The following is a 12,980-nucleotide window of genomic DNA, read 5'->3' on the forward strand; positions in this document are numbered from 1 at the left end:
CGCATGAAAACCCGTGTAGCCCGGCTTTACGCCGCCCATGATCTGCGCGTCGAGCAGCAGGAGGTGCCGACCCCCGGTCCCGGTCAGGTGCTGCTGGCGATGGAGGCGGGCGGCATCTGCGGCTCGGACCTGCATTACTATCACGATGGCGGCTTCGGCCCGGTCCGGGTGCGTGAGCCGATCATCTCGGGGCATGAGGCATCGGGGCGGGTGGTGTCCGGGGGCGATCTGCCGCCCGGCACGCTGGTCGCGGTCAGCCCCTCGCAGCCCTGCGGGTCGTGCGACTATTGCGCCAAGGGGCTGCCGATCCATTGTCTGGACATGCATTTCATCGGCAGCGCCATGCGGCTGCCGCATGAACAGGGAATGTTCCGCGATCTGTTCGTGGTCGATGCCGCTCAGATCCACGCGCTGCCCGACACCGCCACACCGGGCGAGGCCGCCTGCGCCGAACCGCTGGCCGTCTGCCTGCATGCCGTGGCGCAGGCGCGCGATCTGCTGCCCGACCTGTCCGCGCTGCGGGTGATGGTGACGGGCGCGGGCCCCATCGGCCTTCTGGTGCTGGCGGCGCTGCGCCATGCGGGGGCGCGCGATGTCATCGTCACCGACCTGACCGATGCCGCGCTGGCGCGGGCGCGTCAGATGGGGGCAGGGGCCACGATCAACGTCGCCACCGACGCGGCGGGGCTTGAGCCCTTGGGCAAGGACAAGGGCCGGATCGACCTGATCTTCGATTGCTCGGCCGCCGGTCCCGCCCTGCGCGCGGCCTTCGCGGCCATCCGCCCGCGCGGCACGATCATTCAGGTCGGCGTCACCGGCGACATCACCATCCCGCTGAATGCGCTGGTGGGCAAAGAGGTGACATGGCGCGGCTCGCAACGCTTCCATGCCGAATTTCCGCTGGCGGTCGATCTGATCGGCAGCCGCGCCATCGACGTGCGCCCCATCATCAGCCACAGCCTGCCGCTGGATCAGGCGGTTGCGGCCTTCGAGATGGCATCGGACCGCAGCATCGCCTGCAAAGTGCAACTGACCTTCGCCGGAGAAAAGGCATGAGACATACATGGCGCTGGTTCGGCCCCGTGGACAAGGTGACGGTGACGGACGCGCTGCAAGCGGGCGTGCAGGGCATCGTCACCGCCCTGCATCACGTCCCCACCGGGCAGGCATGGACCATTGAGGGCATTCGCCAACGTCAGGCCGAGGTGCAGGCCGGCGGGCTGGCATGGGAGGTGGTGGAAAGCATCCCCGTGTCCGAAGACATCAAGACCCAGACCGGCGACTGGCGCGACCATATCGCGAACTGGCAGACGACGCTGCGGCATCTGGCGCAATGCGGCATCCGCACGGTGTGCTATAACTTCATGCCGGTTCTGGACTGGACGCGCACCGATCTGCGCTGGGAAACCCATCAGCGCGCCCGCGCCATGCGCTTCGATCTGGTGGATTTCGTGGCCTTCGATCTGCATATCCTGAAACGGCCCGCTGCCGCCGAAGACTATCCCCAGCCCTTGCAGGCCGAAGCCGCCCGCCGTTTTGCCGACATGACCGACGACCGCATCGCCCAGCTTGGCCGCAATGTCGGTGCGGGTCTGCCCGGATCGGCGGATGGCTATTCCCTGCCGCAACTGCTGGAAAGGCTGCGGTCGTATCAGGGCATCGACGCGGGCCGCCTGCGCGGCAATCTGGTCGATTTCCTTGCCGCCGTGGTGCCCGTCGCCGAAGAGGTCGGCATCAATATCTGCGCCCATCCCGACGATCCGCCATGGCCGCTGCTGGGCCTGCCGCGGATCCTGTCCACGCAGGCGGATTACGCGCATATGCTGGGGCAGGTGAACTCTCGCGCTTCGGGGGTGACGCTGTGTTCGGGCTCGCTGGGGGCGCGGGCCGACAATGACCTGCCCGCGATTGCCCGCGCCTTTGCCGACCGCATCCATTTCGTGCATCTGCGCAATGTTACGCGCGACGCCGACACGTTGCCCTGTTCCTTCTTTGAAGATGAGCATCTGGCGGGCGGCACCGATATGGTTCAGGTCATCGCGGCGCTGCTGACCGAGGAAAAGCGCCGCCGCGACGAAGGCCGCGCCGATCACCAGATCCCCATGCGCCCCGATCACGGGCAGGAAATCCTTGATGACCTGACGCGCGGCGCTCAGCCCGGCTATCCGGCCATCGGTCGCCTGAAGGGGCTGGCCGAACTGCGCGGCATCGAAGCCGCTTTGTCCCACCCGCAACGGGGTATCTTCGCATGACCTTGAACGCCACGACATCCTTGCCCGCCCATGTGCAGCGCCCCGCCTATCCGCGCGACGAACTGCGCCCCGGCATCCTGCATCTTGGGCTTGGCGCGTTTCACCGCGCGCATCAGGCGGTCTATACCGATGACGCGCTGAACGCGGATTTCGGCCCTTGGGGCATCGTCGCGGTCAATCTGCGCAGCCCGAAGCCGGTGCAGGATCTGCAGGCGCAGGACGGGCTGTTTTCCGTCGTCACGCGCAGCGCCGATGGCGACAGCGCCCGCGTCATCGGCGCGACCTGCGACTGGGCCTGTGCCGCCGAGGATCCCGATGCCGTGCTGGCGCATCTGGCCGATGCCCGCATCCGCATCGTGACGCTGACCGTGACGGAAAAGGCCTATGGGCTGGATCCCGACACCGGCGGGCTGGACCATGCGCATCCTTCGGTCGCGGCGGATCTGCAGCATCCCGAACGTCCGACCGGCCCGATCGGCTGGCTGGTCGAGGGGCTGCGTCTGCGCCGCGACGCGGGCACCGCGCCCTTCACGGTGCTGTGCTGTGACAACCTGCCCTCGAACGGGCGGGTGGTGCGGCGGCTGGTGCTGGAACTGGCCGAGGCGCGCGATCCGGCCCTTGCGGAATGGATCGCGGATCATGTGGCCTTCCCGTGCAGCATGGTCGACCGCATCGTGCCTGCCGCGACCGATGACACCCGCGCCCGCGCGGCGGCCCTGCTGGGCACGCAGGACGCGCTGGCGATCGAGACCGAGCCCTTCATCCAATGGGTGATCGAGGATCGGTTTCCGCAAGGCCGCCCCGACTGGCAGGCGGGCGGCGCGGTGTTTGCCAGCAAGGTCGAACCCTATGAAAAGATGAAGCTGCGGCTGCTGAACGGTGCGCATACGCTGATCGCGCATCTGGGGGTGCTGAACGGGCTGGAGCATGTGCGCGACGTGATGGCCGTGCCCCAGCTTGCCGCGCTGGCGCGGGCGCATATGGCGGCGGCGGTGCAGACGCTGGACCCGGTGCCGGGGATTGATCTGGACGCCTATATGGACGACCTGATCGCGCGCTTTGCCAATCCCGCGATTGCGCATCGCAATCTGCAGATCGCCATGGACACGACGCAGAAGCTGCCGCAGCGCCTGCTGTCGCCTGCCGTGGATGCGCTGGCCGCAGGTGACGATGCGGCGGCCTTTGCCCGCGCCGTCGGCATCTGGATCGCCGCGCTGAAACATCGCGGCGAGGCGGACGACCCGCGCAAGGACGATCTGATCGCGGCGGTGCAGGCCATGCCGGAGGGGGATGCCTCGGCCCCGTTTTTCGCCATTCCGGGGCTGTTTCCGCAGGCGCTGTCCGGCAATCGCGACTGGCGCGACCGGGTGAACGCCGCCATCGCCGAATGGAGCCGCGCATGAAGGCCCTGATCTGCAATCAACCGGGCGAGCTGGCACTGATCGACCGCCCCGATCCCGAACCGGCGGCGGGCGAGGTGCTGGTCCGCATCCGCCATGTCGGCATCTGCGGCACGGATTTCCACATCTTCGGCGGCAAGCATCCGTTTCTGGAGTATCCCCGCGTCATGGGCCACGAACTGTCGGGCACGGTCGAGGCGGCGCCCGAAGGCAGCGATCTGCAGCCGGGCGATCCGGTCTATATCGTGCCCTATCTGTCCTGCGGCGATTGTCAGGCCTGCCGCATCGGGCTGACCAATGCCTGCCGCAATATCCGCGTGCTGGGCGTGCATACCGACGGGGGCATGGCCGAACGCATCTCGGTCCCGGCGCAGAATGTCATCCCGACCGGCGGCATCGCGCTGCGCGACGCCGCGATGATCGAGTTTCTGGCCATTGGCGCGCATGGCGTGTCGCGCGGACATATCGCCGCGCATGACCGGGTGCTGGTGACCGGGGCCGGACCCATCGGCATGTCGGCGATCATCTTTGCCAAGGCGCGCGGCGCGCATGTCACGGTGATGGACACGCGCGAGGATCGGCTGGCCTTCGCCACCGGCGGTCTGGGCGCGGATGCCAGTGTCATCGCCACCAGCGATCAGGCCGATGCGCTGGCGCGGGGCGACGGTTTCGACGTGGTGATCGACGCCACCGGGGTCGCCGCGCCGATGATGCGCGGCTTCGACTTTCTGGCGCATGGCGCGCGCTATGTGCTGTTATCCGTCGTGCGGCAAGAGATCTCGTTCTCGGACCCCGAGTTTCACAAGCGCGAGGCGACGCTGATTGCCAGCCGTAACGCGCTGCCTGCCGATTTCGCCGAGGTGGTCGCGCAGATGCAGGCCGGCCATGTGCCGACCGAGGCGTTGAATACCCATCGCGGCCCGATCCGCGACGGGGTCGACCTGTTCAAGGAGTGGTCGCGCCCCGAGGCGGGCGTGATCAAGGCCATTCTTGATGTCTAAGGACCCCATTTCCAAGGCCCCCATTAGTAAGGATCGCCAGCCATGACCGCGCCAGCCATCATCCGCCTGCGCCCGCAAGACGATGTCGTGATCGCCACGACAGCCATTCCGGCAGGCACCGAACTGCCAACCGAGGGCGTGACGACGCAAGACGACATTCCCCCCGGCCACAAGATCGCCACGCGCGCGATTTCTGCCGGGCAGGCGGTGCGACGGTATAACCAGATCATCGGTCTGGCCTCGCAGGATATTGCGGCGGGGGCGCATATCCATGTCCACAACCTTGCGATGACCGATGTGCAGATGGACCATGCCATCGGCGCGGACGCCCATCCGACGCCGCAGGTTGCCGAACCCGCGACGTTCATGGGCTATCGCCGCGCCAATGGGCAGGTGGCAACGCGCAACTATATCGGCATCATCTCTTCGGTGAATTGCTCGGCGCGGGTGGTGCGGCTGATCGCCGATCATTTCCGCCGCGACATCCGCCCCGAGGCCCTGGCGGATTTCCCGAATGTCGATGGCGTCGTGGCGCTGACCCATGGCATCGGCTGCGCGGTCGACAGCAAAAGCGAGTCGATGGATATCGTGCGCCGCACCATGTCGGGCTTTGCCGTGCATCCGAATTTCGCCGCCGTCCTGTTCATCGGCCTTGGCTGCGAGACGAACCAGATCAATGAGATCATGACCTCGCGCGGGTTGGCCGAGGGCAAGACGCTGAAGGCCTTTACCATTCAGGATCAGGGCGGCACGCAAAAGACCATTCAGCACGGCATCGACCAGATCACCGCGATGCTGGCCACGGCGAATGCCGTCACGCGCGAACCCATCCCGGTGTCAGAGCTGGTGGTCGGGCTGCAATGCGGCGGTTCGGACGGCTATTCCGGCATCACCGCGAACCCGGCGCTGGGACATGCCGTCGATCTGCTGGTCGCGCATGGCGGCACCGCGATCCTGTCCGAGACGCCCGAGATCTATGGCGCCGAACATCTGCTGACCCGCCGGGCCGAAACGCCCGAGATCGGCGAAAAGCTGATCGCCCGCATCGACTGGTGGAAAGAGCACACCGCCCGCAGCGGGGCCGAGATGAACAACAACCCCTCGGCCGGGAACAAGGCGGGCGGGCTGACCACCATTCTTGAGAAATCGCTGGGCGCGGTGGCCAAGGCCGGCACGACCAATCTGCGCGGCGTCTATGAATATGCCGAACCCGTCACCGAACACGGCATGGTCTTCATGGACAGCCCCGGCTATGACCCGGTGTCCGCGACGGGGCAGGTGGCCTCGGGGGCGAACCTGATCTGCTTTACCACCGGGCGCGGCTCGGCCTTTGGCTGCGTGCCCGCGCCGTCGCTGAAATTCTCGACCAATACCGCGACATGGCTGCGCCAGACCGAGGACATGGATCTGAACTGCGGCAGCATCATCGATGGCGAGGCCACGATCGAGGAACTGGGCGAGGTGATCTTTCAGATGATGATCGACTGCGCCTCGGGGCGGAAATCGAAATCCGAGGAACATGGGTATGGGCAGGATGAATTCGTGCCCTGGCAGATCGGCGTGGTTACCTGATTGCAGGCGTCGCAGGTGAGTATTTGGGGAACAGAGAAGGCCGGAGGCTTGCGCGCGGGATGATGGCGTGACCGGCGTTCAATGAAAAACCGCGCCCTCGGTCAGGGGGGCGCGGTCTTTCTTTGGCCTCGGGTGACTGTCGATCAGTCGGCGCTGGCTTCGCCCAGACGCAGGCCCGAGGGGGCGTGGTCCAGCTCGGTCACCGGACGGGCGGTGCCCTGCGGACGGCCAGCCATGGCGGCGTCGAACTTTTCGCGGTCCAGCGCGCCTTCCCAGCGGCTGACCACGACGGTGGCCACGGCGTTGCCGATGAAGTTGGTGATCGAGCGGCATTCCGACATGAAGCGGTCCACACCAAGGATCAGCGCCATGCCCGCGACCGGAACTGTCGGCACGACCGACAGGGTGGCTGCCAGCGTGATGAAGCCCGCGCCGGTCACACCCGCAGCACCTTTCGAGGACAGCATGGCGACCAGCAGAAGCAGGATCTGCTGTTCCAGCGACAGGTGGGTGTTCGTGGCCTGAGCGATGAACAGCGCCGCCAGCGTCATGTAGATGTTGGTGCCGTCAAGGTTGAACGAATAGCCGGTGGGAACGACCAGACCGACGACCGAACGCTTGCAGCCCGCTTTCTCCATCTTCTCCATCAGCGAGGGCAGCGCGGATTCCGAGGAAGAGGTGCCCAGAACCAGCAGCAGCTCGGCCTTGAGATACGAGATCAGCCGGAAGATCGAGAAGCCGTTGAGCATGCAGACCGTGCCCAGAATGACGATCACGAAAAGCGCCGAAGTCAGGTAGAACGTGCCGACCAGCGCCGCCAGATTGACGATCGAGGCGATGCCGTATTTGCCGATGGTGAAGGCGAAGGCCCCGAAGGCGCCGATCGGAGCGGCCTTCATCAGGATGTCGACCACGCGGAAGATGGCAAGGCTGAGCGTCTCGAACAGGCTGACGACGGGTTTCGCCTTTTCGCCGATCAGGATCAGGCTGATGCCGAACAGGATCGCGACGAACAGCACTTGCAGGATGTTGCCCTCGACAAAGGCCGAAACCAGCGTCGTCGGGATGATGTCCATGACAAAGCCTGTGAGCGAGGTCTCATGCGCCTTTTCGGTATAGGTCGCGACCTTGCTGGCATCCAGCGTTGCCGGGTCGATATTCATGCCCGAACCGGGATGCACCACATTGGCCACGATCAGACCGACGATCAGCGCCAGCGTCGAGAAGGTGAAGAAATAGGCGAAGGCCTTGCCCACGACCGAGCCGACGCCCTTCAGCGTGCCCATGCCCGCAAGGCCGGTCACGATGGTCAGAAAGATGACCGGGGCGATGATCATCTTGACCAGCTTGATGAAGGCGTCGCCCAGGGGCTTCAGCGCCTCGCCGGTCTGGGGATAGAAATGGCCGATCAGCGCACCGGCGGCGATGGCGCACAGCACCTGAAAATACAGATGGCGATAGAACGGGCGATGGGCGTGGGGGGTCGGCTGTGCCGACGTATCGAGTTGCATTGAGGCCTCCTCCAACCTGCGATGTTTGACCGGGGCAAATTAGGCGCAGTGCCGATGCGGGCCAAAAGCGGAATGCATAGCTGGAATGCGCTGTTTTCATGGGGAATCCGCAAGGTTTGGCATGTTTCATTGTGTGGTTTTCCGCACATTGCGGATCTGATAGTGTGGGAATCCGCATGGTCTGGATGCAGAGGCGTCAGGGGTGTCACGATTCCGAATTGATTCGTTCATGTTCCGCCTGCTGTGTTGGGGCGGGGTGGCTGCGGCGGTGCTGGTGGCCAGCTTCGTCCTTGGCCATCGCGGCGCCACGCATGATCTGGAAGAGGCGCAGGCGGTCGAGTTGCGCAGCCGGGTGCAGTCTCTGGACAGCGTGCTGTCGCGCCAGCGCGCCGTGGCGACCGTTCTGGCCGATGACAGTGCCATCCGCGACGGGCTGCTGCATCAGGACGCCGCGCATCGGGCGGTGGTGTCGCGCAAGCTGGACCGTCTGCGGGGGGAAACCGACAGCGCCGTGATATATCTGCTGGATCGCCGCGGCGTGGCCATTGCCGCCTCGAACTGGGACGATGCGGAAAGCTTCGTCGGTCAGGATTACAGCTTTCGCGACTATTTCAGCGACGCGATCCTGCGCGGGCAGGCGACGCAATTCGCCTTGGGCACGGTCAGCCACCGGCCCGGCCTGTATCTGTCGCATGACGTGGTGGATCAGGACCGCGCACTGGGTGTCGTTGTCGTCAAGGTTGAGTTCGACCGGGTGGAAAACATCTGGGCGGCGGCGGGTGGCCTGACCTATGTGACCGACGCCACGGGGCAGGTGATCCTGAGTGGCGATCCGGCGCTGCGGTTTGGCGCGCCTCCGCCCAAGACGGGCCGGATCACCGCGCAGACGGCGGTGCCGGGGACGGACTGGACAATGGTCATGGCGACCTCGGCCGCGCCTGCATGGCGGGCGGCGCTGCTGACCACGGGCAGCGCCGGGTTCGGGGTGATGATGCTGGGCGCGGGCCTTGGCTGGACGCTGCGCGCCCGCCGCCGCGCTGCCCGCCGGGCCGAGACCGAGCGCCGCTATCGCGCCGATCTGGAACAGGCGGTCGAGGAACGCACCCGCGCGCTGTCGGGTGAGATGCACGAACGCCGCGAAGCCGAGGCGCGGCTGCATCAGTTGCAGGCGGACATGGTGCAGGCCAACAAGCTGGCGGCTCTGGGCCAGATCACCGCGGGCGTCGCGCATGAGGTGAACCAGCCCTTGGCCACCATCCGCCTGCTGGCCGAGACCGGCAGTGCGCTGCTGCCGCCCGGCCAGTCGCCCGAGGTGGCTGAAAACCTGTCCACCATCATGCGCATGACGGAACGCATCACGCGCATCACCCAGCAATTGCGCGGCTTTGCCCGCAAGGCGACCGGGCAGGTCGTGCCGGTGGATCTGGCCCCGGCGCTGGATGCGGCGCTGCTGTTGACCGCCGCCCGCAGGGAAGCGCAGGGCATCGCGCTGGATCTGCCCGTGCTGCCGCCCGATCTGCGGGTGATGGCCGAAACCGTGCGGCTGGAACAGGTGCTGGTGAATCTGCTGCAAAACGCGCAAGAGGCGCTGGTTGATACGCCCGCCCCCCGCATCACCCTGCGCCTGCAACCGGGCGCGCAGGTCCGGCTGAGCGTCAGCGATAACGGCCCCGGCCTTTCGCCGGACATCGCGGGCAAGCTGTTCATGCCCTTTGCCACCAGCAAGCCGCAGGGGCTGGGACTGGGGCTGGTGATTTCGCAAGAGATCGCGCGGGATTTTGGCGGCGATCTGAGCGTTGCCGCGCCGGTGCCGGGGCAGGGCGCGACCTTCATCCTTGATCTGCCGGGGGCTCTATGACCGATCACGACGATACCCCGCGCCTTGTCCGGCTGGTCGATGACGATGCCGATCTGCTGGCCGCGCAGGCGCAGGCGCTGCGGGTGGCGGGGTTTCTGACCGAGCCGTTTGCCTCGGCCGAGGCGGCGCTGAGCGGGCTTGGTCCCGACTGGCCCGGCGTCGTGCTGTCGGATGTGCGGATGCCCGGCATGGACGGTTTCGCGTTCTTTCAGCGTCTGCACGCCATGGACCCGGAATTGCCGGTGATCCTGCTGACCGGCCATGCCGATGTGCCCATGGCGGTCGCGGCGTTGAAACAGGGGGCCTATGATTTCCTGTCCAAGCCCTTGGGCGCGGACCAGCTTGCCGCCGCGCTGAACCGGGCCTGCCAGTCGCGCGCGCTGGTGATGGAGAACCGCGCCCTGCGCCGTGCCCAGCAAGAGACCGCCGCCGAAGAAACCCGGCTGATCGGCCAAAGCGCCGTCATGCAGCACCTGCGCGACGCCATCGCGCGGCTGGCTGAAACGGGGGGCGATCTGCTGCTGGCGGGGCCGGGCGGTTCGGGCAAGGAAACCGTCGCGCGGGCCATTCACCGCCAAAGCGCCCGGCGCGCGCGGGCCTTCGTGCATATCGCCTGCGAGACGCTGAAAGAGGCGCGGTTCGACGCCGAGTTCATGGGCCTTGATGCCGCCGGTCGGCAGGGCCGGGTGGCGGGGCGTCTGGAAAAGGCGCATCGCGGCACGCTGTATCTGGACGGCATCGACCGGCTGAGCCCCGCCTTGCAGGCCCGCCTGCTGGCGTTGATCGAGGGGGCCGAGTTCTGGCCCATGGGCGCTGCCGCGCCGCGCCCGCTGGATCTGCGCGTCATCGCCTCGACCGGGGTGGACCCGGAACGGCTGGTGCGCGACGGCGTTCTGCGGGCGGATCTGTATTACCGGCTGTCGGGCGTGGCGCTGCATCTGCCGGCGCTGGCCGACCGGCGCGAGGACGTGCTGGACCTGTTCCGCCACTTCATCCTTGAGGCGGGCGCGCGGCTGAAGGTCCATGCTCCGCCGATGAATCCCGCCATACGGGCGCGCCTCAGCAGCCATGACTGGCCAGGCAATCTGCGCGAATTGCGCCAGTTCGCCGAGGCGCATGTGCTGGGCCTGCCCGCCTTCGACACCGCGCCCGAGGACGACCCGGCGCAGGGCCTGTCCCAGATGGTGCAGGATTACGAATCCGGCTTGATCCGCGAGGCGCTGCGGCTGGCGGGCGGCAATGCCACCCGCGCGATGGAGCGGCTGCAACTGCCCCGCAAGACCTTCTATGACAAGCTGACGCGGCACGGCATCAAGCCCGCGGATTATCGCGGACCGGACAGTTAACATGCAATTGCATGTTAAGATGTCATGTGCTAGGCGCTGGCATCAGCCAGGGGCATCGCCCCAGCCATGTCCTTTGTCTTCGGAGATCGACCATGGCGCTGTCCCGCATTCCCCCGACCCTTGTTCTGCTTGCCGCGTTGCCCTTGCCCGCCTTGGCGCAGGACGCCCAGCCCAGCGTGCTGCTGGATCCGGTGGTCGTGCGCGCCCGCGACGATGACGGCAATGCCGCCGACCGGGGCACCAGCGAATATGTGGCCGATGCCGAACTTGAGCGGGCGCGGATGGGCGATCTGCGCGATCTGTTCAGCGGCATCGCCTCGGTTTCCGTGGGCGGCGCGATCCCGGTGGCGCAAAAGATCTTTGTGAACGGCGTCGACATGCTGAACCTTGCGGTGACGGTCGATGGCGTGGCGCAGAACAATCGCATCTTTCACCATGTCTCGGCCAATGCCTTCGATCCGGGGCTGATGAAATTCGTGCGCGTCGATGCGGGCGTGGCCGCCGCCGATGCCGGGCCGAACGCCATGGCCGGGGCCGTGGTGATGGAGACGGTCGATGCCGCCGACATCCTGCAGGACGGGCGCGACATCGGCGGCAATGCCCGGCTGTCTTATGCCGATAATGGCCAGACGTTCGGGCGTTCGCTGACGCTGGCCGGGCGGCATGGCGGGTTTGAATGGCTGGGCTATCTGAAGGCCGCGACCGGCGAGGATTATGAGACCGGCGCCGGTGTCACGGTCGAAGGCAGCGCCGCCGACATGCAGACGCAACTGGGCAAGCTGGCCTATGAAACGCAGGACGGCCACCGTGTCGAACTGTCGGCCCAGCGGATGCGCGACGATGCGCTGCGGCCCTATCGCGCGAATTTCGTGGGCGATGGCCGCCCGTTCCCGCTGCGCCGCTATGACACCGACCGCAAGACCTATGCGCTGTCTTACGAAAACACCCAGACCAGCGGCATCTGGGATCCCCGCGCCGTGCTGGGCTGGTCCGAGGTCGATATCGGCGTGGCCCAGCCGCTTGATCCCGGCCTTGGCACCAGCAGGGGCCTGAACAAGACCTTTTCCGCCAGGATCGAAAACCGCTTTCACCTGAATGCCACCGACAGCGTGACGGCGGGCGTGGATTACTATGACCGCGAAAGCCGCTACAGCGATGCCTCGCTGTTGGGGGATGTCACCGAGGACGCGCAGAATATCGGCATCTATGCGCAGGCCCGCCTTGAGCCGAGCGACCGGCTGGCGCTGTCCTTTGGCGCGCGCTGGGATCATCAGGACTTTACCGGCACGACCGGCTGGGATGACAGCTTTTCCGGCTTCAGCGGCAATGCCTCGGTGTCCTATGCCGTCACTGACAGCCTGAAACTGCGCGGCGGCATGTCCTCGGTCTTTGGCGGTGTGACGCTGGAGGACAACTTCATCTTCAACCCGGCATGGGACTATACCGGGCTGAAGGCCGCGCGCTCGCAGAACTATACGCTGGGCTTCGACTATGAGGCGGGCGATCTGCGGCTGGACGGTGAACTGTTCCTGACCAAGATCAACGATGCCCGGTTCAGTTCATACCGCGCGAATGACAATGCCGATGTCGAAAGCCGCGGCTTCAACCTTGGCCTTGGCTATGGCTGGGCCGACGGTTTCCTGCGCGCCAGCTATTCGCACAGCAAGATCAAGGTGAACGGCGCAGGCACCGACAGCTATAGCGCCGTCGATCTGGGCGCGCCCCTGGGTGGGGTCTTTGCCATCGAGGCGCAGCAGACCGTCAACGCCTTCACCTTCGGCGGCAGCATTCAGGCCGCGCAGGCCTATGACGACACCGATGTCGATGCCGATCGCGGCATTCCGGGCTATGCGGTGCTGAACCTGTTCACCGAATACACCCCGCCGCAATATGACGCCGTGGTCATCCGGGCCGAGGTCGCGAACCTCTTTGACAAGAACTTTGCCGACCGCGCCACCTATGGTCAGGACTATTCCAGCGTCGAGCCGCTTTACGAACCCGGCCGGACCTTCATGCTGACCGCCGCATTGAAGTTCTAGA

9 protein-coding genes are annotated in these 12,980 nt (G+C 66.2%); 8 read left to right on the forward strand and 1 reads right to left on the reverse strand.

Annotated features, from left to right (window positions below; genetic code table 11):
- Nucleotides 1-3: 3 nt before the first annotated feature.
- Genes GL284_RS09400 through GL284_RS09420 form a run of 5 tightly spaced genes read left to right on the forward strand, consistent with a single transcriptional unit; the run spans nucleotide 4 to nucleotide 6,225 of the window.
- A complete protein-coding gene (locus tag GL284_RS09400) occupies nucleotides 4-1,056 on the forward strand; it encodes an L-idonate 5-dehydrogenase (RefSeq protein WP_155044344.1) in 1,053 nt (350 codons plus the stop codon).
- The gene (gene uxuA, locus GL284_RS09405; protein ID WP_155044345.1) at nucleotides 1,053-2,252 is read left to right on the forward strand and encodes a mannonate dehydratase; all 1,200 of its coding nucleotides are present in this window, start codon (nucleotides 1,053-1,055) and stop codon (nucleotides 2,250-2,252) included. The genes GL284_RS09400 and uxuA overlap by 4 nt, the downstream gene beginning before the upstream one ends.
- Nucleotides 2,249-3,655: a mannitol dehydrogenase family protein gene (locus GL284_RS09410; protein ID WP_155044346.1), complete on the forward strand. Its 1,407-nt coding sequence runs from the start codon at nucleotides 2,249-2,251 to the stop codon at nucleotides 3,653-3,655. The genes uxuA and GL284_RS09410 overlap by 4 nt, the downstream gene beginning before the upstream one ends.
- On the forward strand, nucleotides 3,652-4,653 hold the full coding sequence (locus GL284_RS09415; protein WP_155044347.1) for a zinc-binding alcohol dehydrogenase family protein: 1,002 nt from the start codon (nucleotides 3,652-3,654) through the stop codon (nucleotides 4,651-4,653). The genes GL284_RS09410 and GL284_RS09415 overlap by 4 nt, the downstream gene beginning before the upstream one ends.
- 42 nt (nucleotides 4,654-4,695) lie before the next feature.
- A complete protein-coding gene (locus GL284_RS09420; RefSeq protein WP_155044348.1) occupies nucleotides 4,696-6,225 on the forward strand; it encodes a UxaA family hydrolase in 1,530 nt (509 codons plus the stop codon).
- A gap of 143 nt (nucleotides 6,226-6,368) precedes the next feature.
- Here GL284_RS09420 and GL284_RS09425 read toward each other — a convergent pair whose 3' ends face one another.
- Nucleotides 6,369-7,736 carry a dicarboxylate/amino acid:cation symporter gene (locus tag GL284_RS09425; RefSeq protein WP_155044349.1) on the reverse strand — a complete coding sequence of 456 codons (1,368 nt, stop codon included), beginning with the start codon at nucleotides 7,734-7,736 and terminating at the stop codon, nucleotides 6,369-6,371.
- Nucleotides 7,737-7,965: 229 nt separating this feature from the next.
- Here GL284_RS09425 and GL284_RS09430 point away from each other — a divergent pair, with 229 nt between their 5' ends.
- The 3 genes from GL284_RS09430 to GL284_RS09440 all read left to right on the forward strand — a co-directional run bounded on the left by GL284_RS09430 (nucleotide 7,966) and on the right by GL284_RS09440 (nucleotide 12,979).
- Nucleotides 7,966-9,594 (forward strand): sensor histidine kinase, encoded by a 1,629-nt coding sequence (locus GL284_RS09430; RefSeq protein ID WP_155044350.1) that lies wholly within the window; start codon nucleotides 7,966-7,968, stop codon nucleotides 9,592-9,594.
- On the forward strand, nucleotides 9,591-10,940 hold the full coding sequence (locus tag GL284_RS09435; RefSeq protein WP_155044351.1) for a sigma-54-dependent transcriptional regulator: 1,350 nt from the start codon (nucleotides 9,591-9,593) through the stop codon (nucleotides 10,938-10,940). Before GL284_RS09430 ends, GL284_RS09435 begins: the two co-directional genes overlap by 4 nt.
- A 92-nt stretch (nucleotides 10,941-11,032) precedes the next feature.
- Nucleotides 11,033-12,979 (forward strand): TonB-dependent receptor plug domain-containing protein, encoded by a 1,947-nt coding sequence (locus GL284_RS09440; protein ID WP_155044352.1) that lies wholly within the window; start codon nucleotides 11,033-11,035, stop codon nucleotides 12,977-12,979.
- Nucleotide 12,980 lies beyond the last annotated feature (1 nt).

Source organism: Paracoccus shanxieyensis (assembly GCF_009711265.1).
Taxonomy (GTDB): Bacteria; Pseudomonadota; Alphaproteobacteria; order Rhodobacterales; family Rhodobacteraceae; genus Paracoccus; species Paracoccus shanxieyensis.

Coding starts and splice junctions, on each gene's coding strand:
- GL284_RS09400 (WP_155044344.1), top strand. CDS start 4: ATGAAAACCCGTGTAGCCCGGCTTTACGCCGCCCATGATCTGCGCGTC.
- uxuA (WP_155044345.1), top strand. CDS start 1,053: ATGAGACATACATGGCGCTGGTTCGGCCCCGTGGACAAGGTGACGGTG.
- GL284_RS09410 (WP_155044346.1), top strand. CDS start 2,249: ATGACCTTGAACGCCACGACATCCTTGCCCGCCCATGTGCAGCGCCCC.
- GL284_RS09415 (WP_155044347.1), top strand. CDS start 3,652: ATGAAGGCCCTGATCTGCAATCAACCGGGCGAGCTGGCACTGATCGAC.
- GL284_RS09420 (WP_155044348.1), top strand. CDS start 4,696: ATGACCGCGCCAGCCATCATCCGCCTGCGCCCGCAAGACGATGTCGTG.
- GL284_RS09425 (WP_155044349.1), bottom strand. CDS start 7,736: ATGCAACTCGATACGTCGGCACAGCCGACCCCCCACGCCCATCGCCCG.
- GL284_RS09430 (WP_155044350.1), top strand. CDS start 7,966: ATGTTCCGCCTGCTGTGTTGGGGCGGGGTGGCTGCGGCGGTGCTGGTG.
- GL284_RS09435 (WP_155044351.1), top strand. CDS start 9,591: ATGACCGATCACGACGATACCCCGCGCCTTGTCCGGCTGGTCGATGAC.
- GL284_RS09440 (WP_155044352.1), top strand. CDS start 11,033: ATGGCGCTGTCCCGCATTCCCCCGACCCTTGTTCTGCTTGCCGCGTTG.